Here is an 18,814-nt window from a genome sequence, read left to right on the forward strand (position 1 = left end):
CCCCTCCCCAACGGAAAAACCGGTAAGGAATTTATGTGCGGATTAGCTGGAGAATTACGTTTCGATGCCCAACCTGCCGACCTCGCGGCCATTGAGCGCATCACCCATCACCTGGCCCCTCGCGGCCCCGACGCCTGGGGCTTCCACGCCCAAGGGCCGATTGCCCTGGGCCACCGGCGCCTGAAGATCATGGACCTGTCGGACGGCTCGGCCCAACCGATGGTCGATGCGCAGCTTGGGCTGTCGCTGGCGTTCAACGGCGCCATCTACAACTTCCCGGAATTGCGCCAAGAGCTGGAAGCCCTCGGCTACGCTTTCTATTCCGGTGGCGACACCGAAGTGCTGCTCAAGGGCTACCACGCTTGGGGCGAAGCCCTGCTGCCCAAACTCAACGGCATGTTTGCCTTTGCGATCTGGGAACGTGACGCCCAGCGCCTGTTTATCGCGCGTGACCGTCTGGGCGTGAAGCCGTTGTACCTGTCGCGCACCGGCCAGCGCCTGCGCTTCGCCTCGGCGTTGCCGGCACTGCTCAAGGGCGGCGATATCAACCCGATCCTCGATCCGGTGGCGCTCAATCACTACCTGAATTTCCACGCCGTGGTGCCTGCACCGCGCACCTTGCTGGCAGGCATCGAAAAGCTGCCGCCCGCGAGCTGGATGCGCATCGACGCCAACGGCAAGACCGAACAGCAAACCTGGTGGACCTTGCCCTACGGCCCTCGTGAGGATGAGCAAAATCTCACCTTGGAAGACTGGACCGACCGCGTACTCGACAGCACCCGTGAAGCCGTGGCCATCCGCCAACGCGCCGCCGTGGATGTTGGCGTGCTGCTTTCCGGCGGCGTCGATTCGAGCATGCTCGTCGGCCTGTTGCGGGAAGTCGGCGTGCAGGATCTGTCGACGTTCTCGATCGGTTTTGAAGATGCCGGTGGCGAGCGCGGCGACGAGTTCCAGTATTCGGACCTGATTGCCAAGCACTACGGCACCCGTCACCACCAACTGCGCATCGCCGAAAGCGAGATCATCGAGCAACTGCCGGCCGCGTTCCGCGCCATGAGTGAGCCGATGGTCAGCCACGACTGCATCGCCTTCTACTTGCTGTCACGGGAAGTGGCCAAGCATTGCAAGGTCGTGCAAAGCGGCCAGGGTGCCGACGAGTTGTTCGCCGGTTACCACTGGTACCCGCAAGTCGACGGCGCCAGCGACCCGTATGCTGCGTACCGCGCTGCATTTTTCGACCGCAGTTACGACGACTACGCCGCCACCGTCGCACCGAAATGGCTGACGGCCAATGACGCTGCCGGTGACTTTGTGCGTGAACATTTTGCAATGCCAGGCGCAGACGCCGCCGTCGATAAGGCGTTGCGCCTGGACAGCACGGTGATGCTGGTCGATGACCCGGTCAAACGCGTGGACAACATGACCATGGCCTGGGGCCTGGAAGCGCGCACACCGTTTCTCGATTACCGCCTCGTCGAACTGTCGGCACGCGTGCCGGGTAAATTCAAATTGCCCGACGGCGGCAAGCAGGTGTTGAAAGAGGCCGCGCGCCGGGTCATCCCCAGCGAAGTCATTGACCGCAAAAAGGGCTACTTCCCGGTGCCGGGCCTCAAGCATTTGCAGGGCGACACTTTGAACTGGGTGCGCGAGCTGCTGCTGGACCCGAGCCAGGATCGCGGCCTGTTCAACCCCGCCATGCTTGATCGCTTGCTGACCGACCCGCAAGGCCAACTGACCCCGCTGCGCGGCTCCAAGCTGTGGCAACTGGCGGCGCTGAACCTGTGGCTCAGCGAACAAGGAATCTGATTGATGAAACCTCTTGCAGCGGCTTACAGCCAACGCTTGCTGAAGGGCCAGGCGCCGACCTACGAACGCCTGCAAGCCCGCCTGGCTGAAGACGGCAGCCCGCTGGGCGCCGAGCCGATTGCCGTGCATTGCGGCTGGGGCCGGCTGTTGATCGGCCACACCTTCCCCGACCCTGCGAGCCTGGCCGAGGAGTTGCTGAACGAGCAGCCCGGCGAGCGTGATATCGCACTGTACGTGGCCGCGCCCCAGCAGATCCTGGGGATTGACCCGCAACAGTTGTTCCTCGACCCGTCCGACACGCTGCGCCTGTGGTTCAGTGACTACCGGCCGGCGACGCGGGTGTTTCGCGGGTTTCGTATCCGGCGCGTGCAGACCGAAGCCGATTGGGCCGCAGTCAATGTGCTCTATCAAGGACGCGGCATGCTGCCGGTCGACGCTGAACGCTTGACGCCCCGCCATCAAGGCGGCCCGGTGTATTGGCTGGCAGAGGATGAAGACAGCGGCGCGGTAATCGGCAGTGTGATGGGCCTCAATCATCAGAAAGCCTTTCACGACCCGGAAAATGGTTGCAGCCTCTGGTGCCTGGCCGTCGACCCGCAATGCACGCGCCCCGGGGTGGGTGAAGTGCTGGTGCGCCACCTGGTAGAGCACTTTATGAGCCGTGGCCTGAGCTACCTTGACCTGTCGGTGTTGCACGACAACCGCCAGGCCAAGAGCCTCTACGCCAAGCTGGGTTTCCGCGCGCTGACCACTTTTGCGATCAAGCGCAAGAACGGCATTAACCAGCCACTGTTTCTTGGCCCTGGGCCCCAGGCGGGGTTCAATCCGTATGCGCGGATCATTGTCGAAGAAGCCCATCGACGCGGTATTGATGTGCACGTAGACGATGCGGCTGCCGGCCTGTTCACCCTCAGCCATGGTGGGCGTCGCGTGCGTTGCCGTGAATCCTTGAGCGACCTGACCAGCGCCATCAGCATGACCCTGTGCCAGGACAAGAGCCTGACCCACAAAGTGCTCAAGGCCGCCGGCTTGAAACTGCCACACCAACAATTGGCCGGCAGCGCCGATGACAACCTGGAGTTTCTCGACGAACACCAGCGCATCGTGGTCAAGCCGCTGGACGGCGAGCAAGGCCAGGGCGTGGCGGTGGATTTGCAGACGATCGAAGACGTGCAGAAAGCCATCGAAGCGGCCCGCCAGTTCGACAGCCGTGTGCTGCTCGAAAGCTTTCACACCGGCCTCGACCTGCGCATCCTGGTGATCGGCTTTGAGGTGGTCGCCGCCGCGATTCGCCGCCCTGCCGAGGTGACCGGGGACGGCCAGCACTCCATCGGCGCGTTGATTGAAGCGCAAAGCCGTCGCCGCCAAGCCGCTACCGACGGCGAAAGCAAAATCCCGCTGGACGCCGAAACCCAACGCACCCTGCACGCCGCGGGTTATGACTACAGCAGTATCCTGCCGCGCGGTGAAACCCTGGCCGTGCGCCGCACCGCCAACCTGCACACCGGCGGTTGCCTGGAGGACGTCACAGCGATCCTGCACCCAACGCTGGTGGACGCCGCCGTGCGTGCCGCGCGCGCACTCGATATTCCCATGGTGGGCCTGGACCTGATGGTGCCTGCCGCCGACCAACCCGAGTACGTCTTTATCGAAGCCAACGAACGGGCCGGGCTGGCCAATCACGAGCCGCAACCGACGGCTGAGAAGTTCGTGGACTTGTTGTTTCCGCATAGCCAGCCGACCGCTCAATAACCTGTGGCGAGCGGTGTTCTGTGGTGAGCGGGCTTGCCCCGCATTGGGCTGCGCAGCAGCCCTGACCGTGTGCGGCCGCTTCGCGACCCGACGCTGGGCACCCGCTCACCACAGCAAGCCCGCTCGCCACACTTCATCAGGAGTCTTTATGAGCCGAACCATCCCCGAACCGGATCTCAACTACCTGCAAAAAGTGCTGCTGGAAATGCTCGCCATTCCCAGCCCCACCGGGTTTACCGACACCATCGTGCGCTACGTCGCCGAGCGCCTGGAAGAACTCGGCATCCCCTTTGAAATGACCCGGCGCGGCACCATTCGCGCGACCCTCAAGGGCCAGAAAAACAGCCCCGACCGCGCCGTGTCTGCACACTTGGACACCATCGGCGCCGCCGTGCGTGCGATCAAGGACAACGGCCGCCTGACCCTGGCCCCGGTGGGTTGCTGGTCCAGCCGCTTTGCCGAAGGCAGCCGCGTCAGCCTGTTCACCGATAACGGCGTGATCCGTGGCAGCGTGTTGCCGTTGATGGCTTCCGGGCACGCGTTCAACACCGCCGTGGATGAAATGCCGGTGAGTTGGGACCATGTGGAATTGCGCCTGGATGCCTACTGCGCGACCCGTGCCGATTGCGACTCCCTGGGCATCAGCATCGGTGACTACGTTGCTTTTGACCCGCTGCCCGAGTTCACCGAAAGCGGGCATATCAGCGCTCGGCACCTGGACGATAAAGCCGGTGTCGCGGCCCTGCTTGCCGCACTGAAGGCCATCATCGACAGCGGCGAACCCTTGCTGATCGACTGCCACCCGTTGTTCACCATCACCGAAGAGACCGGCAGTGGCGCAGCTGCCGCCCTGCCCTGGGATGTCAGCGAATTTGTCGGCATCGACATCGCCCCGGTCGCTCCCGGCCAGCACTCCAGCGAGCATGCTGTGAGCGTGGCGATGCAGGACTCCGGCGGGCCGTATGACTATCACCTGTCCCGTCACCTGCTGCGCCTGGCTGCGGATAACGACCTGCCCGTGCGTCGCGACCTGTTTCGCTATTACTTCAGCGACGCCCACTCTGCCGTCACCGCCGGCCACGACATTCGCACAGCCCTGCTGGCGTTTGGCTGCGACGCCACCCATGGCTACGAGCGCACGCACATCGACAGCCTGGCGGCGCTGAGTCGCTTGTTGAGTGCCTACATTCTCAGCCCGCCGGTATTCGCCAGCGACGCGCAACCGGCGCAGGGTTCACTGGACCGCTTCAGCCATCAGATCGAGCATGAGACGCAGATGGAGAGCGACACACGCGTGCCATCGGTGGACAGCCTGGTCGGCCAGAAGTCCTGACACTGGCAACTACGGTCCCGGCGCAGTAGGATCGCCGGGTTCCTACCTCTGAGGCTTGTATGCTGATTCCCTACGACGCACTTGAAGTCGACACCCTGACCCGCCTCATCGAAGACTTCGTTACCCGCGACGGCACCGACAATGGCGACGAAACACCGCTGGAAACCCGCGTATTGCGCGTGCGTCAGGCGCTCACCAAGGGCCAGGCGCTGATCGTGTTCGACCCCGACAGCGAGCAATGCCAGTTGATGCTCAAGCACGACGTGCCCAAGCATCTGTTCGACTGAGCCGGGTTCACGGATTGGGGGTTGCCAGCGCAGGGGCGGCGGCGCCCTGGCGGTCGCGAATCTTCTGGTAAACCTCGGAACGATGGACGTGCACCCCGGCCGGCGCGTCTATGCCAAATTTCACGTGGGAACCGTTCAACTCGAGAATGTGCAACGTAATGTCATCGCCGATGGAGATGACTTCGCCCAGGGCGCGGCTTAAGACCAGCATGGCGGGGTATCCTTGTGGAGTGACAGGACCTTGACCATGCGTGATTGAGCGGGGAGCAGCAATGGCTCGCATCTAAATCAGGCGAGACCTACATAAACGGGTAACTTGCCTGACAGACCACATAAAAATCCCAAGCCAAATACGCTTAAACAGGTCGGAGGGGCTGGCTGCCGCCAGCGGTGGGTCAACCCTTGACAGGTTGACGATCACGGCGCCAGCGGGCGCAATCCGCCTCTTACCTTGGTACCGGCGTCAGCCCTTGACCGCCTGCGCCTTGGCTCGCATCTTGTCGGCCATCAGGGTCATCTCGTCATACAGCAACTGCGGGTTCTTCTGCTTCAACGCCCAGGCCATACGTCCCTGCTCATGGGGCAAGATCATGAACTCGCCGTGCGCCACGCGCTGGTAGATGTAATCGGCGATATCCGCCGCCGAAATCGGCGAGCTTTCCAGCAACTTGCCCACCTGCGCCTTCATCGCCGGGGTAGGCCCGCGAAACGAATCCAACAGGTTGGTCTGGAAAAACGACGGGCACACCACATGCACGCCCACTTCCTGCTGCTTGAGCTCCACCAGCAAGCTCTCCGACAACGCCACGACACCGGCCTTGGCCACGTTGTAGTTGCTCATCGCCGGCCCCTGCATCAATGCGGCCATCGAGGCAATATTGATGATCCGCCCTTTGCTTTTTTCCAGCAGTGGCAGAAACGCTTTGCAGCCCTTGACCACGCCCATCAGGTTGATCGCGATCTGCCAGTCCCAGTCTTCCAGGGACAACTCAGCAAAGAAGCCGCCCGAGGCGACGCCGGCATTGTTGACGATCACATCAATGCCACCCAGCTTCACCTCACAGGCCTGGGCGAAGGCGGTGAGCTGGCTGTAGTCGCGCACGTCGCAGCGTTGGACAAACCCATCGCCACCCGCCTCGCGCACCTGCTTGAGGGTTTCAAGCAAGCCCGGCTCGCTGACATCCGACAAGGCCAATTGCCAACCCTCGCGGGCCCAGCGCAGAGCGATTTCGCGACCCAGGCCGGACCCGGCGCCGGTGATCATCATGCGATTTTGCATAGGAAAGCTGCCTTGTGGTTCACGGAAGAAGTGATCGGCAGTGTAGCGAAGGTTTTTGCGCGACCCACGCACCATCCAATTGATGAATGCCTCGGGCAAACTTGAGGCCGGGTCACAGAGCGGCCTAGCGCGTAAGTTCAATCTTTTTTAACTAATACGCTGCAGAAGTGAGCGCATTAAAAGAAATAAGCGAGTTTGCAAAATGCTTTAAAAAAACACGGAATCTTTTACCCAACGGCACAGTCGGAGTTTATAAGGCGTCTGTCCTTAAACTGACAGGCCTATTGTTTAATCACCGGTCTTTTCAGAAGGCCTATAAGGAAAAAAACCATGAGCCTCATTCTGATCATTATCCTGATCCTGCTGTTGGTTGGCGGCCTTCCGGTATTCCCGCACTCGCGTAACTGGGGCTACGGCCCGTCGGGCATCCTGGGTGTGGTGCTGGTGGTATTGCTGGTGCTGCTGTTGCTCGGCCGGATATAAACTCCGGACAAAAAAAGAGGCCTCATTGAGGCCTCTTTTTTTATCGCCGGATTATTAGTCCGGCTTGCCGTCGATAACACCCGCGGTGTTATCCAACAGGCTCTTGGTCGCTGTTTGCAGGAACGACTCAAGCTTCTGTTTCAGGGCCGCTTCGTCCGGTGACTCGGCGATCACTTTACCCGTTGGCTCAGCGCCCAATTGGTATTCCCACAGCTTCGGTGGCATTTCCTTGGGCAGTACCAGAATGCGGTCTGCGGTGACCAGTGCCACGGTCTGATCGCTGCCCGACGGCTTGATCACGCCAAAGCCCTTGTCGCCTTCCGGCAGGTTCAGCAGGTCACGGCCCCAGCACTGGTGCAGGGTATCGCCACCCAAGCGGCCCATGATGGTCGGCACGATGTCGATCTGGGTACCCACAGTGTGGTCACGCTCGCCGAACTTCTCCTGCATGCCCGGTGCAATCATCAGCATCGGCACGTTGAAGCGGCCCAGGTCCATTTCAGTGATTTGCTGTTCGTTGCCGAAGCCGTGGTCACCCACGATCACAAACAGGGTTTCCTTGAAGTAAGGCTCTTTACGGGCCTTTTCAAAGAACTGGCCCAACGCCCAGTCGGAGTAGCGCATGGCCGTCAAATGCTCGTTAAGGCTGCCACGGTCGGTGACTTTCTCGACTGGCAATGGCGTCGGCAAGGCGTACGGCGTGTGGTTGGACAGGGTTTGCAGCAGTGCGTAGAACGGCTTGCCGCCTTCGCGGGCTTTCAGCTCTTCCAGGCCACGGTTGAACATGTCCTGGTCGGACACGCCCCACGTCGGGTCGGAAAACACCGGGTTGACGAAGTCGTTACGCCCGATGAAGTTGGTCATGCCCTGGTTGCTGAAGAACCCCGACTGGTTGTCCCAGGCGAAATCGCCGTTGTAGACATACACGTCGTCAAACTTGCGCGCACTGAGCAACTGCGGCAGGCCCGACAGCTTGTGGCTGCCTTCCGGGGTCTGCATCAGGTATTCGAAGCCCGGCAGGTTCGGGAAGCACGCCATGGTCGCGAACATGCCCTGGTGGGTGTGAGTGCCGTTGGAGAAGAAACGGTCGAACAGCAGGCCTTCCTTGGACAACTTGTCGAAGTACGGCGTGATGTTGCCCGGGCGGCCCAGTGCACCGACCGAGTGACCGGCGAAGCTTTCCATCAGGATCACGACGACGTTCTTGATCGGCAGGTTTTTTTCCGCCGGTGGCGTGTAGTCACGGCGCACGGCAGCCGACGCCGTATCCACCAGTTTCTCTTGTGGCAGCACCAGCATGTCACGCACGGTCTGGGTCGCCAGCGGCTGGTCCAGGGTGGCTTTCCAGATATTCGAACGCTCTTCGGAGAAGCGCGCCTTGGCGGCGGCGATCAGCGACAGAGTGCCGTTCAAGCCCAACTGGTTGGCGAAGTTCGAATCGGTGGTGTAGACATCACCCCAACGCAGCGGTGGGCCCTGGCGCAGGGTGCCACGGATGGCGACCACGGCGATCAGCAGGCAGACCACGAATACGGCGATGCGCGTGTACCACGGTGCCACCTGGCGTGTGCCGATGGTGCCGCCGCTGAACGGGCCACGTGGGCGCGTCGCACGGTCGGCGCCTTTAAAAGCCATGCTCAGGATCAGCGTGCCCACGGCCCAGGACAGCAGGTAACGCACCACCGGGAAACCGTACCAGAGCATGCTCATCACGGTTTTCGGGTCTTCCTTTACATACTGAAAGACCAGACCGTTAAGGCGCTGGTGGAATTCGCGGTAGAAGTCCATCTCCATCAAGCCCAGGAACAGCGCAATGCTCGACGCGACCGTCAGCCACAAACGGAAAAAACCGCGCGCCGCCATGGCCCGAACGCTGAACAACGCCAGCAGCATCGGAACCAGCGCATACATCACAAAGCGTATGTCGAAGCGCGTGCCGTTGACGAACGCTTCGAGGAAGGTCGAGGCCGGCGTGTCGAGGATCATCTCGCGGTTGTAGACCAGCAGCGCCAGGCGCAGCAGGGAAAACATCACCATCATGACCAGCGCGCAAAGCAGCGTGTATGCCAGATGGGATTTGACGGTCGGTTGCAGCAAGCGATTAGAAGCTCGCTGCTGACTCAGGGCGTCCGGGTTAGCCATGTCGTTTCAGGACCCATTGGAAGTTTAAGTTTAGAAGTCATGCAGTGGCGCCCGTCCCTCGCCCAGGCTGGCTGGGGTAGGCGGTTAGCGCGGTGGCGCAAATGGTGCCCGATCAACGGCAGCAACGCCATTAATTACTGAACATATGCCACGGCCGTGCGGTTAACGGCACTGGATATAGAGCCTTGGCAGCGCCTAAAACCGGCGGATTGTCTTGGACGAGGTGTGAAAATTTCGTGCAGCGAATAGTTTCGACACACAAAATCCTGAACAGGCTGGAAACCAATGTGGGAGCGGGCTTGCCCGCGATTGCAGTGTGTCAGTCAAAACTTCTGATACTGATACATCGCAATCGCGGGCAAGCCCGCTCCCACAGGGATTGTGCTCACTTCAAATCAAGTGATCGATCAGATCCGCACGTTACCGCGCGGCCCGGCAATCGCCCAGATGATCAGGCCCAATACCGGCAGCAACAGGATCAGCAGGATCCACAGCACTTTGGCGCCAGTGCTGGCGCCACTTTTGAACACGTTGATGATCGCCCAGATATCCAGCGCCAGAATGATCAGGCCGATAAGACCGTTGAAAGTGGAACCCATGGTGTCGCTCCTAAGTGAGGGCATGCACTTGTAGGATAGTCAGCCCTGGCAGGGGTTCCGTTTTATTTCAGACATGAACGGCGACTTTCAGGGCTTCCAGCGACGGCTCGGCCTTGATCCCTACTTCGGCGCACAGTTGCAACACGCGCGGCAGGTCGTTGCCATACACCAATACGGCCTGAATCTCGTCATCGAGCAATTGGCTGAAGTTGAGCAGCACATAGCCGCCATCTTCCGGGCTCAGGGCGCTCATCTGGATCTGGATACGATTGAGTGCGGTAAGGTCTTCGGTCTTGGCCAACTGCTTGGGCTTGAGATTGAACGCCACGCCCGGGCCGAAGGACGCGACGATCTGCGCAAACAGATCGCCATAGGTGTCGGCCTGGAACAAGACGGTGTCCGGCAGGCTGCCCACCACCACCCACTCACCCAATGGGATAGGGAACGAGTCGTCGTAGTTGATATCCGGATTGGCCGCCAGAAAGGCCGCAGGGTCCGCGTAGGCCTGGGCCGCTTCTTCGGCGATGCGTGCCACTTCGTCCTCCCCCATGACGCCGGCGCTGATTTTGCTGATGAGTTCGACGAGGGCGGTTTGCATGGGAAGGTCCTGTGGCGGGCGGGTTTTTAAGGGCGCGTAGCCTACACCAGTTTTTGCAACTGCGCCGCCGTATCCGCCGCCCCCATGGTTTGCGCCGCCGCCAACGCAGTCGCGCCCTGGGCGTCAGTGGCCTTGGGGTTGGCGCCTTTGCCAAGCAGGTAGTCGACCATTTCCACGCGGTTGAACATCGCGGCCATCATCAGCGCGGTGCGCCCATCCGCGGATGATGCATCAACCGGCGCACCCCCTTCGATCAGTGCGGTGACCACGGGCAGGTTGCCCTTGAATGCAGCACCGGCGATCGGCAGCTGGTTTTTGTCATTGGCGATCTGCGGGTCGGCCTTGAACTCCAGCAGCACTTTGACCGCATCGGCGTGGCCGTGATAGGCCGCAAGCATAAGCAAGGTATCGCCATTATGGTTGCGCAGGTTCGGCGGCAAGCCTTTGGCCAGCAGCGCAGCGAGCATGGCGGCGTCGCCTCGGCGCGCCACGTCAAAGACCTGTTCGGCAAATTCGGCAGCTTCGTCTTCGGTCATTTGTTTGGGCTGGTCTGACATGTGGGGGCTCCTTGTCTGGTGTGCTTTATAGGCGCCCAGTGTCGCGACGGAGTTCCCCACTGTCATGCCTTTTTTGCCAAAAGCGGCCATAGCCAGAATCAATAACGAAACTGCCCGCCCTGGATCTGCGCCAACAGCTGCCCGGTGACCGGCACATAGCTGTCCGAGCCTGGAAGCCAGGCGTAGACCGGGTCATTACCGGCTTTATCCGGGTCAAACGCTTCCTCCTTGAGCTTCACTTTCTGGTATTTGAAGGTGCCGGTGGTTTCCATCTTGACTTTAATGCGCAGAAATAACGGCACCGCATAGTGCGGCAACTGGCCGTGGGCGAACTGGAGCAATTCACGCATGTCCAGGGACGCCAGGGATTCGCTCGGGGTGATGGCGACCATCCCCGCCCGGCCGTTGGTGTTTTCGATCTCGACGCCGTACGCCACCACTTCGGCGATCTGCGGATGTTGCAGCAGGACGTTTTCCACTTCGGTGGTCGAAACGTTCTCACCCTTCCAGCGATACGTATCCCCCAGGCGGTCGACGAACTGAGCATGGCCGAAGCCGATACTGCGCAACAAGTCGCCGGTATTGAAGTAGCGGTCGCCCTTCTCGAACACATCCGTGAGCACCACCTTGCGGTTCTTTTCCGGGTCGGTGTACCCGTCGAAGGGTGACTTTTCATCAATCCTGGCCAGCAGCAGCCCCTGCCCGCCCGTTTGCACCTTGCGCATCAAACCATCACTGCCACGAATCGGTTCACCCGTGTCGGGGGCATACGCCACCAGTGCCCAGTGCTGCAGGCAAAAGCCGATGGTGTTATCGAAATTCAACACATTGGTGAAGCCGATATTGCCGTCGCTGGCAGCGTACAGCTCGCAGATATGCTCAACGCCATAGCGCTGCTTGAACTGTGCCCAGACGCCGGGGCGCAAGCCATTGCCGACCATCTTGGTCACACGGTTATCACCGTCCTGCGCGCTGGGCGGCTGATCGAGCAGGTAGCGGCACAACTCGCCGACATAACCCAGGGTCGTCGCGTTGAACTTGCGCGCATCATCCCAAAACTGACTGGCACTGAATTTACGCCGGATGGCAAACCCCGACGCGCCGACAATCGCCGAGCCCCAGCACACACACAGCCCGGTGGCGTGGTACAGCGGCAACGTGCAATACAGGACATCCTGCGGCCCCATGTCCAGGGCGATACTGCCAAAGCTCACAGCGGTTTTGGTCCAGCGGCCGTGTTTCATGATCCCGGCCTTGGGCAAGCCCGTGGTGCCGGAGGTGTAGATATAGAAACACGGGTCATTGAAAAAGACCTGCTCGGTGCTGGCGGGGTTGCTCATCGCGCAGCCGGCGCTGGCCACCATCAGGTCGATGTAGCCATCAGGCACAGCAGCGGATGGTTGATCGGCGACAAACCAGGTGCGCTCGGCCTTGATCGCGACTTGATCGCGCACCGCAGTAAAGGCGGGCACCAACTCCGCCCCCACGACAATTGCCACCGGGGTCACCAGGTTGAGGCTGTGCACCAGCGCCGCCTGGGTTTGCGCGGTATTGAGCATGGCGCAGATACCCCCCAGTTTCGCCACGGCCAGCACAGTGAGCAGTAATTCCGGCCGATTCTCGATGAACAGCGCGACCACATCACCCTTGCCGATGCCCTGCTCGTGCAGATGATGAGCGATACGATTGGCGCGCTGGTTGGCTTCGCTGTAGCTGAGCACGCTGTCGCCGTACAACAACGCCGCACCGTCGGGATTACGCAGCACCGCCTGCTCGAACTGCCACCCGAGGCCGCAAGGTTGCCCTGGGTCAGTGACATTCGCGGCACGCATCCCGCGTACCACGCGCGGCAGGGCGCGAACAATTGCCGGCACCTTTCGCAGCATTTTGCGCCAAGTGATCATGTCGTCTTGCGGATGGCTCATGGCGGAACGTCCTTTGTTGTTGTTCTTCGTATGATCCAGGAACAGCGGTAACCCAGTAGGCGGCACGCCGAATACCTTGCAGGAAAATACGCCCGCCATTCTTTGGCTGTACATGCAGGATTTGAAAAGTTTTGTATCCCGTGCCGACGGCCACACCCAGGGAATTTTACGCAGCCATCACAGTCATTATCAGCAGTGGCGGGCTGAAACGGGTGGCCCGAACAACGCAAAATGCAGGATGCACGATGGCCATTCATGCATTTTGCACGAAACTGAAAATCCTATAAATTTTCAACCTGTTGATTTATAACGATTTTTTACAAATCGCAATACTGGCACAATCACTGCACCTATCTCTCCATGCTTGCCAACTTGAGCCAACGGAGCTGATAGACATGAGCCTGATCCAAGATAAATTCGCTTCTGTATTCTCCCAATACGACGTCACCACTCAGCCACGTCCTGACGGCGGTATCCTGCTGACCTTGCGCAACAGTGAAGGCAAACAGGTCAAGCGCTCGATCTCGTACCAGCAGTTGCATACTGCTGACCAACTGACTTGGGTGATCAGCGCCATTCGCCGCGACTTGGCCGAACAGGCCAGCGATTTGCCACAGATTTCGATGCTGCAAAGCCAGAACCGCTTTGCCCTGCCGACTTACCATTCGGCCTAAGCAACACCGATAACAGCCGATAAAAAAAGGGCCGCGACGCCGTTAAGCGTCGCGGCCCTTTTTTATCGCGTCAGCACAGGCCCTGGCGTGCCGCTTCATTCATCGCCTGCACGCGATTGGTGACGTCCAGCTTGGCGTAGATGTTACGCAGATGGAATTTCACTGCGGCTTCAGAGGTGGCGCGAATCTGGCTGATCTCCCACACCGTCTTGCCTTCAGCGGCCCACCGCAAGATTTCCAGCTCGGTCGGCGTGAGGGGTTTGCCGCCTTGGCTCAGACGCCTTCTAACGCCCACAGGCTCGGTCACCGGCGTACGACACGACTCCTCTCGGCCACTCATTGAACGCTCTCCTGTAGTAGTGAATGCCCCACCACCTTTCGTATTCCTGCTATTGACAGGTGATATAAACATCGAGTCAGGAGAGAGTTACATAACGAATGGAATCAAGGCATAAGTCGCCGCATAAACAGCGATGCCTTACAAATAATTAGGTTTATTCCCACAGCAACTTCCAAATTGTCGGGGTTGCATATTCAAATACGTGTAATTAGTCGTCCAATCCTGGAATACGAGCGGCAATATCGCTGCCGGTGAATTCAGGCACTGCGCCGTCAGCGCTGTTGAACAGGCGCAGTGTCACACAGTGGGGGTTCTCACCCATGTCGAACCAATGCGGCGTTCCAGCCGGAATCACCAGCAGGTCATTTTTCTCACAGCGTACGGCGTAGATGTACTCGCCCACATGCACGGCAAACAGGCCAACGCCGGCGATGAAGAAGCGCACTTCGTCGTCGCTGTAACGACGCTCGTCAAGGTACTGGGCACGCAGCTCGGCTTTCTGCGGGTGGTCGTTCGTCACGCTGAGCACTTGCACAGCACCATAACCCAGCGCATCGATCTGCCCTTGGTAGGCCGCGATCATTTCAGCGTCGCTGGCCCCCTTCTCGACAGGGCTGGGCTGCCAGCGTTCGAAACGCACGCCCTGCTCGGCCAAGGCTGCAGCGATATCGTCAAAATGGGTCAGGACTTTGTTTGGGGTGTCCGGTGTGGCCACGTGATAAACAGCTACATAACTCATTGCACGGTTCCTCGGTTCGGCTCTTGCAATCGAAGGCCAATGATAACGGCGGCGGCCAGGGCCGCGACGCTGGCGATGCTGAACGTCAGGGTCGGCCCCATCAGGTTCCAGCTATACCCGGAATACAGCGCCCCCAGGGCGCCCCCGGTTCCGGCCAAAGCAGCATAGAGCGCCTGGCCCTGGCCTTGTTGTTTAGCGCCGAAACTGCGTTGCACAAAAGCAATGGCGGCCGCATGAAAGCTGCCGAAGGTGGCGGCATGCATCACCTGCGCCAGCAGCAGCACCCACAAGAACTCAGCAAACGAGCCCAGCAGCAACCAGCGTACCGACGCCAACAGGAAGCTGGCCAGCAGCACCCGTCGCACCGAAAAGCGTGTGAGGATACGGCTCATGGCCAGGAACATCAGCACTTCCGCAACAACGCCGACAGCCCACAGCATACCAATCAGGCCACGGCTGTAGCCCAAATGCTCCAGGTGCAGGGTAAGGAAGGTGTAATACGGGCCGTGGCTCATTTGCATCAACGCCACGCAGGCATAAAACGCCAGGACGCCGGGGCTGCGCAACTGCTTGAGAAAACCATCGCCGGCCGAACGATTGCCCTGGCTGGCGGGCTGCGCATTCGGCACCCACAGGCTGGCGCCGATGATGCCGGCCATGATCACCACGACCACCACCGGGTAAATGTCCAGGCTCAGCCAGTCGAACAAGCGGCCCATAATCACCACGGTGAGGATGAAGCCGATCGAGCCCCACAGGCGGATCTGACTGTAGCGCGATGTCTGCTTTTGCAGGTGCGCCAGGGTAATGACTTCAAACTGCGGCAACACCGCATGCCAAAAAAATGCGTGCAACGCCATGACCAACGCCAGCCAGGCGTAGGTTTTGCTCACAAATATCAGCGCAAAGCTTGCCAGGGTGCACACCGCGCCAAATCGCAAGATGGCCAGCCGTCGGCCGGTGTAGTCGCCCAACCAACCCCACAGGTTCGGCGCCACGCAGCGCATCAGCATGGGGATGGCCACCAGCTCGCCGATACGCGCGCTGGAGAACCCCAGGTGATCAAAGTACAGCGCCAGGAAAGGTGCCGTCGCCCCCAGCAGGGCGAAGTAGAACAGGTAGAAGCTGGAGAGTCGCCAGTACGGGAGGGCTGTCACGGTCAAGCCGTCACAGCTGGCCCAGTATCGGCGTACTCACGCGCACCTCGGCATTTTGCCCACGGTTGCGCAGCAGGTGGTCCATCAACACGATAGCCATCATCGCCTCGGCAATCGGCGTGGCACGGATGCCGACGCACGGGTCGTGGCGGCCCTTGGTGATGACGTCGACCGGGTTGCCGTTGACATCAATCGAACGGCCCGGCGTGGTGATGCTCGACGTCGCCTTGAGGGCCAGGTGCGCCACAATCGGCTGGCCGGAGGAAATACCGCCGAGGATGCCACCCGCGTTGTTGCTGAGAAAACCTTGCGGTGTCAGCTCATCGCGATGCTCGGTGCCACGCTGGGCGACACAGGCAAAACCGGCGCCGATTTCCACACCCTTGACCGCGTTGATGCTCATCAACGCGTGGGCCAGTTCGGCATCCAGGCGGTCGAAGATCGGCTCGCCCAGGCCTGGCTTCACGCCTTCGGCGACCACGGTGATCCTGGCGCCAACGGAGTCCTGATCGCGCCGCAACTGGTCCATGTAGGCTTCCAGCTCCGGTACCTTGTCCGGGTCAGGGCTGAAGAATGCGTTGTCATCGACACTGTCCCAGGTCTTGAACGGGATCTCGATCGGGCCCAATTGGCTCATGTAGCCACGCACGACAATGCCCTGGGTGGCCAGGTACTTCTTGGCGATCGCACCGGCGGCCACTCGCATGGCGGTTTCGCGGGCCGAGCTGCGGCCACCGCCACGGTAGTCGCGTTCGCCGTATTTGTGGTGGTAGGTGTAGTCGGCGTGGGCCGGGCGGAACAGATCCTTGATTGCCGAGTAGTCCTTGGACTTCTGGTCGGTATTGCGGATCAGCAAGCCAATGGCGCAGCCGGTGGTGCGGCCTTCGAACACGCCGGAGAGAATCTCGACTTCGTCGGGCTCCTGGCGCTGGGTCGTGTGGCGGCTGGTGCCGGGCTTGCGGCGATCGAGGTCGCGCTGCAGGTCTTCCAGAGACAGCTCGAGGCCGGGCGGGCAGCCGTCGACAATGGCGACCAACGCCGGGCCATGGCTTTCGCCCGCGGTGGTGACAGTGAACAGCTTGCCGAAGGTATTGCCGGACATGCAGGGCGCTCCGTGAAATCAGTTGAATCAAGTCAACCGTAATAACTTAAGGCCGCCAGTATACGCAGGCTAACCGACTAGTTCATCCTCGAAACCTTACCGGTAGACGTTGGTCCAACCGGCACCTCCCCAATGATGGCGCGATGATGCTGCGAGTTTTGCTTTTGACCCTTACCCTGTTTTCCAGTCTTGGCTTCGCCGCCTCCCCTGTCGTGCTGCAACGGCCTATCAGCCTGGACACCGGCAGCGGCGAGCTGTTTGGCTCGCTCCTGTTGCCCAAATCCGACAAACCCGTGCCCGTGGTGTTGATCATTGCCGGCTCCGGCCCGACCGACCGTAACGGCAACAGTGCAGACGGCGCGCGTAACGACAGCCTCAAGCGCCTGGCCTGGGTACTGGCGCGCAATAACATCGCCAGCGTGCGCTATGACAAACGCGGCGTGGCCGCCAGCCTTGCCGCCACCCCCGATGAGCGCAACCTGACCCTGGAGGCCTACGTGGCCGACGCCGTCGCCTGGGGCAAACTGCTCAAGGCGGATACCCGCATGGGCCCGCTGATCGTGCTGGGCCATAGCGAGGGCGCATTGGTAGCGGCGCTCGCCGCACCGCAACTCGACCCGGCCGGCGTTATTTCCCTGTCCGGCAGCGCCCGGCCGGTGGACCAGGTGATTCGCCAGCAACTGGCCGATCACCTGCCCCCTGCCCTGTTGCTGCGCAGCAATGAAATTCTCGACCACCTCAAGGCCGGCCAGGTGGATGCCGATGTACCGCGCCCGCTGGAAGGTATTTTCCGCCCCAGCGTGCAGCCTTATCTGATCAGCCTGTTTCGCGCCGACCCGTCGGCTGCCTTCGCCAAACTGAGCATGCCGGCCCTGATTATCCAGGGTACCAACGATATTCAGGTCGGCGTGGCGGATGCCCGACAACTGAAAAATGCCAAGCCGGACGCACAACTGACGGTAATCGAAGGCATGAACCACGTCATGCGCATCGTGCCCAAGGATGTGAAGGAGCAACTGGAGTCCTACAACGATCCGAAACTGCCCCTCGCCGCTGAGCTGGGGCAACGCATCGTGCGCTTTATCGACGGACTTCAACCCCGTTAAGCGGCTATTTGCCTCCAGTCCTGAAGAAAACGGCCGATAAGCCCAGGGTCGACAGTAAAAAGACTGTCGACTCGCAGGGCTTGGACAGGATCGCGCCGCATGACAACCACCGAAGCAACACCCGAATCTAACGCCGACACCCCGGCTGAAAAAACCGAGGCCGTCGAGGCGGCGCCACTGCCGTGGGCAGACGTTCAGGCGGAACATTTCAAAATGCTGCGCCTGGCGCCCCTGGCCACGGATCGCGCCACCGGCGTACGGCCGTTGCGGTTTGTGCAATTCGGTTACGCCGAGCGCAATGATCAACACCACAGCCTGTTGCGCATGGTCATCCAACTGCCGGGCCAGCGCGTGCGTCGCGAGCAAAACCACCTGGATATCTGGGTCGATCACGATACGCACCGCGTGCACTTCGGCCCGGGCAACAGCCTGGAAATCGAACCGGCCAACCGGGGTATCGGTCGCTTCCTCGTCGCACAAGGCGCCGCCTGGGCCAAAAAGAAGTGGTCACATTACCGCGTCGACGGTGTGGACCTGGCTAACAAGGATGCACTCAACGAAGCCACGCGCCTACGCCGCGATCATTTCCTGCGTATCCAGGGCTTTGATGTGGCTTACGCCGACGTGCAACACCTCAAAGGCAATGTGCAGCCGGGTAAGGTCAGCGGCGTGCTGGACAGCTGGAACACCGAGAAGGTGCAGTTTGTGGAAATCCTCGAAGCCGCGCAGATGCTGCAACAGGCCGAGCAAAACCTGGCCGAACAGGAAGTGAAGCTGCGCAAGGAAGAGGAAAAAGTCACCAAGTTCAAGCGTGAGGACAGCGGGTTGCGCTTTACCATCACCTGCCTGGTGGCGTTTACGGTGTTTCAGGCCGGGTTGTTGATCTGGATCGCGACACACCGCTGACAGCAGGGTGAAAGGCATTCAAGCATGTG

Annotated in this window: 19 protein-coding genes; 8 read left to right on the forward strand and 11 right to left on the reverse strand. The window is 60.6% G+C overall.

Going from position 1 to position 18,814, the window contains the following annotated elements; translation table 11 throughout:
* Positions 1 to 33 precede the first annotated feature (33 nt).
* The 4 genes from A7D21_RS02680 to A7D21_RS02695 all read left to right on the forward strand — a co-directional run bounded on the left by A7D21_RS02680 (position 34) and on the right by A7D21_RS02695 (position 5,178).
* Entirely contained in the window at positions 34 to 1,806 is a 1,773-nt protein-coding gene (locus A7D21_RS02680; RefSeq protein ID WP_053257212.1) for an N-acetylglutaminylglutamine amidotransferase, read from the forward strand.
* A gap of 3 nt (positions 1,807 to 1,809) precedes the next feature.
* The gene (gene ngg / locus A7D21_RS02685) at positions 1,810 to 3,558 is read left to right on the forward strand and encodes an N-acetylglutaminylglutamine synthetase (protein ID WP_053257213.1); all 1,749 of its coding nucleotides are present in this window, start codon (positions 1,810 to 1,812) and stop codon (positions 3,556 to 3,558) included.
* Positions 3,559 to 3,706: 148 nt separating this feature from the next.
* Entirely contained in the window at positions 3,707 to 4,891 is a 1,185-nt protein-coding gene (locus tag A7D21_RS02690; protein WP_053257214.1) for an osmoprotectant NAGGN system M42 family peptidase, read from the forward strand.
* A gap of 59 nt (positions 4,892 to 4,950) precedes the next feature.
* The gene (locus tag A7D21_RS02695) at positions 4,951 to 5,178 is read left to right on the forward strand and encodes a YheU family protein (RefSeq protein WP_053257215.1); all 228 of its coding nucleotides are present in this window, start codon (positions 4,951 to 4,953) and stop codon (positions 5,176 to 5,178) included.
* 7 nt (positions 5,179 to 5,185) lie between these two features.
* On the opposite strand, the gene csrA is transcribed toward A7D21_RS02695, so the two are convergent.
* Both csrA and A7D21_RS02705 read right to left on the reverse strand, forming a co-directional pair.
* Positions 5,186 to 5,389: a carbon storage regulator CsrA gene (csrA, locus tag A7D21_RS02700; RefSeq protein ID WP_053257216.1), complete on the reverse strand. Its 204-nt coding sequence runs from the start codon at positions 5,387 to 5,389 to the stop codon at positions 5,186 to 5,188.
* Positions 5,390 to 5,641: 252 nt separating this feature from the next.
* On the reverse strand, positions 5,642 to 6,457 hold the full coding sequence (locus A7D21_RS02705; RefSeq protein WP_053258016.1) for an SDR family oxidoreductase: 816 nt from the start codon (positions 6,455 to 6,457) through the stop codon (positions 5,642 to 5,644).
* Positions 6,458 to 6,787: 330 nt separating this feature from the next.
* Between A7D21_RS02705 and A7D21_RS02710 the strand changes: the two genes are divergently transcribed.
* Positions 6,788 to 6,940 carry a DUF3309 family protein gene (locus A7D21_RS02710; RefSeq protein ID WP_015885095.1) on the forward strand — a complete coding sequence of 51 codons (153 nt, stop codon included), beginning with the start codon at positions 6,788 to 6,790 and terminating at the stop codon, positions 6,938 to 6,940.
* A gap of 54 nt (positions 6,941 to 6,994) precedes the next feature.
* Here A7D21_RS02710 and A7D21_RS02715 read toward each other — a convergent pair whose 3' ends face one another.
* The 5 genes from A7D21_RS02715 to A7D21_RS02735 all read right to left on the reverse strand — a co-directional run bounded on the left by A7D21_RS02715 (position 6,995) and on the right by A7D21_RS02735 (position 12,761).
* A complete protein-coding gene (locus tag A7D21_RS02715) occupies positions 6,995 to 9,082 on the reverse strand; it encodes an LTA synthase family protein (protein ID WP_069551022.1) in 2,088 nt (695 codons plus the stop codon).
* Positions 9,083 to 9,489: 407 nt separating this feature from the next.
* Positions 9,490 to 9,681: a PLDc N-terminal domain-containing protein gene (locus tag A7D21_RS02720; RefSeq protein WP_003172956.1), complete on the reverse strand. Its 192-nt coding sequence runs from the start codon at positions 9,679 to 9,681 to the stop codon at positions 9,490 to 9,492.
* A 67-nt stretch (positions 9,682 to 9,748) separates the two neighbouring features.
* Positions 9,749 to 10,279, reverse strand: a complete 531-nt coding sequence (locus A7D21_RS02725) for a hypothetical protein (protein ID WP_069551023.1) — start codon at positions 10,277 to 10,279, stop codon at positions 9,749 to 9,751.
* 41 nt (positions 10,280 to 10,320) lie between these two features.
* Positions 10,321 to 10,836 carry an ankyrin repeat domain-containing protein gene (locus A7D21_RS02730; RefSeq protein ID WP_053257219.1) on the reverse strand — a complete coding sequence of 172 codons (516 nt, stop codon included), beginning with the start codon at positions 10,834 to 10,836 and terminating at the stop codon, positions 10,321 to 10,323.
* A 98-nt stretch (positions 10,837 to 10,934) separates the two neighbouring features.
* Positions 10,935 to 12,761 (reverse strand): long-chain-acyl-CoA synthetase, encoded by a 1,827-nt coding sequence (locus A7D21_RS02735; RefSeq protein ID WP_069551109.1) that lies wholly within the window; start codon positions 12,759 to 12,761, stop codon positions 10,935 to 10,937.
* Between the two features lie 395 nt (positions 12,762 to 13,156).
* On the opposite strand from A7D21_RS02735, the gene A7D21_RS02740 reads away from it, so the two are divergent.
* Entirely contained in the window at positions 13,157 to 13,435 is a 279-nt protein-coding gene (locus A7D21_RS02740) for a DUF3509 domain-containing protein (RefSeq protein WP_048721059.1), read from the forward strand.
* 70 nt (positions 13,436 to 13,505) lie between these two features.
* On the opposite strand, the gene A7D21_RS02745 is transcribed toward A7D21_RS02740, so the two are convergent.
* From A7D21_RS02745 to aroC, 4 genes are all read right to left on the reverse strand, one after another.
* The gene (locus A7D21_RS02745; protein ID WP_069551024.1) at positions 13,506 to 13,775 is read right to left on the reverse strand and encodes a response regulator transcription factor; all 270 of its coding nucleotides are present in this window, start codon (positions 13,773 to 13,775) and stop codon (positions 13,506 to 13,508) included.
* Between the two features lie 208 nt (positions 13,776 to 13,983).
* Positions 13,984 to 14,514 (reverse strand): acireductone dioxygenase, encoded by a 531-nt coding sequence (locus tag A7D21_RS02750; RefSeq protein ID WP_069551025.1) that lies wholly within the window; start codon positions 14,512 to 14,514, stop codon positions 13,984 to 13,986.
* On the reverse strand, positions 14,511 to 15,671 hold the full coding sequence (locus A7D21_RS02755) for an MFS transporter (RefSeq protein ID WP_069551110.1): 1,161 nt from the start codon (positions 15,669 to 15,671) through the stop codon (positions 14,511 to 14,513). The genes A7D21_RS02750 and A7D21_RS02755 overlap by 4 nt, the downstream gene beginning before the upstream one ends.
* A 10-nt stretch (positions 15,672 to 15,681) precedes the next feature.
* On the reverse strand, positions 15,682 to 16,773 hold the full coding sequence (gene aroC, locus A7D21_RS02760) for a chorismate synthase (RefSeq protein WP_053257222.1): 1,092 nt from the start codon (positions 16,771 to 16,773) through the stop codon (positions 15,682 to 15,684).
* Positions 16,774 to 16,916: 143 nt separating this feature from the next.
* On the opposite strand from aroC, the gene A7D21_RS02765 reads away from it, so the two are divergent.
* Entirely contained in the window at positions 16,917 to 17,879 is a 963-nt protein-coding gene (locus A7D21_RS02765; RefSeq protein ID WP_053257223.1) for an alpha/beta hydrolase, read from the forward strand.
* Between the two features lie 99 nt (positions 17,880 to 17,978).
* Positions 17,979 to 18,785, forward strand: coding sequence for a hypothetical protein (locus A7D21_RS02770; RefSeq protein WP_069551026.1), 807 nt, complete (start codon positions 17,979 to 17,981; stop codon positions 18,783 to 18,785).
* The last annotated feature ends 29 nt before the right edge of the window (positions 18,786 to 18,814 follow it).

Source organism: Pseudomonas sp. AP19 (assembly GCF_001728855.1).
Lineage (GTDB): Bacteria > Pseudomonadota > Gammaproteobacteria > Pseudomonadales > Pseudomonadaceae > Aquipseudomonas > Aquipseudomonas fluorescens.

Bases quoted from the DNA above. Each gene is read 5' to 3' on its own strand.
- A7D21_RS02690 (WP_053257214.1), top strand. From the start codon at position 3,707: ATGAGCCGAACCATCCCCGAACCGGATCTCAACTACCTGCAAAAAGTG.
- A7D21_RS02765 (WP_053257223.1), top strand. From the start codon at position 16,917: ATGATGCTGCGAGTTTTGCTTTTGACCCTTACCCTGTTTTCCAGTCTT.
- A7D21_RS02695 (WP_053257215.1), top strand. From the start codon at position 4,951: ATGCTGATTCCCTACGACGCACTTGAAGTCGACACCCTGACCCGCCTC.
- csrA (WP_053257216.1), bottom strand. From the start codon at position 5,389: ATGCTGGTCTTAAGCCGCGCCCTGGGCGAAGTCATCTCCATCGGCGAT.
- A7D21_RS02740 (WP_048721059.1), top strand. From the start codon at position 13,157: ATGAGCCTGATCCAAGATAAATTCGCTTCTGTATTCTCCCAATACGAC.
- aroC (WP_053257222.1), bottom strand. From the start codon at position 16,773: ATGTCCGGCAATACCTTCGGCAAGCTGTTCACTGTCACCACCGCGGGC.
- A7D21_RS02705 (WP_053258016.1), bottom strand. From the start codon at position 6,457: ATGCAAAATCGCATGATGATCACCGGCGCCGGGTCCGGCCTGGGTCGC.
- A7D21_RS02730 (WP_053257219.1), bottom strand. From the start codon at position 10,836: ATGTCAGACCAGCCCAAACAAATGACCGAAGACGAAGCTGCCGAATTT.
- A7D21_RS02750 (WP_069551025.1), bottom strand. From the start codon at position 14,514: ATGAGTTATGTAGCTGTTTATCACGTGGCCACACCGGACACCCCAAAC.
- A7D21_RS02720 (WP_003172956.1), bottom strand. From the start codon at position 9,681: ATGGGTTCCACTTTCAACGGTCTTATCGGCCTGATCATTCTGGCGCTG.
- A7D21_RS02745 (WP_069551024.1), bottom strand. From the start codon at position 13,775: ATGAGTGGCCGAGAGGAGTCGTGTCGTACGCCGGTGACCGAGCCTGTG.
- A7D21_RS02715 (WP_069551022.1), bottom strand. From the start codon at position 9,082: ATGGCTAACCCGGACGCCCTGAGTCAGCAGCGAGCTTCTAATCGCTTG.
- A7D21_RS02725 (WP_069551023.1), bottom strand. From the start codon at position 10,279: ATGCAAACCGCCCTCGTCGAACTCATCAGCAAAATCAGCGCCGGCGTC.
- ngg (WP_053257213.1), top strand. From the start codon at position 1,810: ATGAAACCTCTTGCAGCGGCTTACAGCCAACGCTTGCTGAAGGGCCAG.
- A7D21_RS02680 (WP_053257212.1), top strand. From the start codon at position 34: ATGTGCGGATTAGCTGGAGAATTACGTTTCGATGCCCAACCTGCCGAC.
- A7D21_RS02770 (WP_069551026.1), top strand. From the start codon at position 17,979: ATGACAACCACCGAAGCAACACCCGAATCTAACGCCGACACCCCGGCT.
- A7D21_RS02735 (WP_069551109.1), bottom strand. From the start codon at position 12,761: ATGAGCCATCCGCAAGACGACATGATCACTTGGCGCAAAATGCTGCGA.
- A7D21_RS02710 (WP_015885095.1), top strand. From the start codon at position 6,788: ATGAGCCTCATTCTGATCATTATCCTGATCCTGCTGTTGGTTGGCGGC.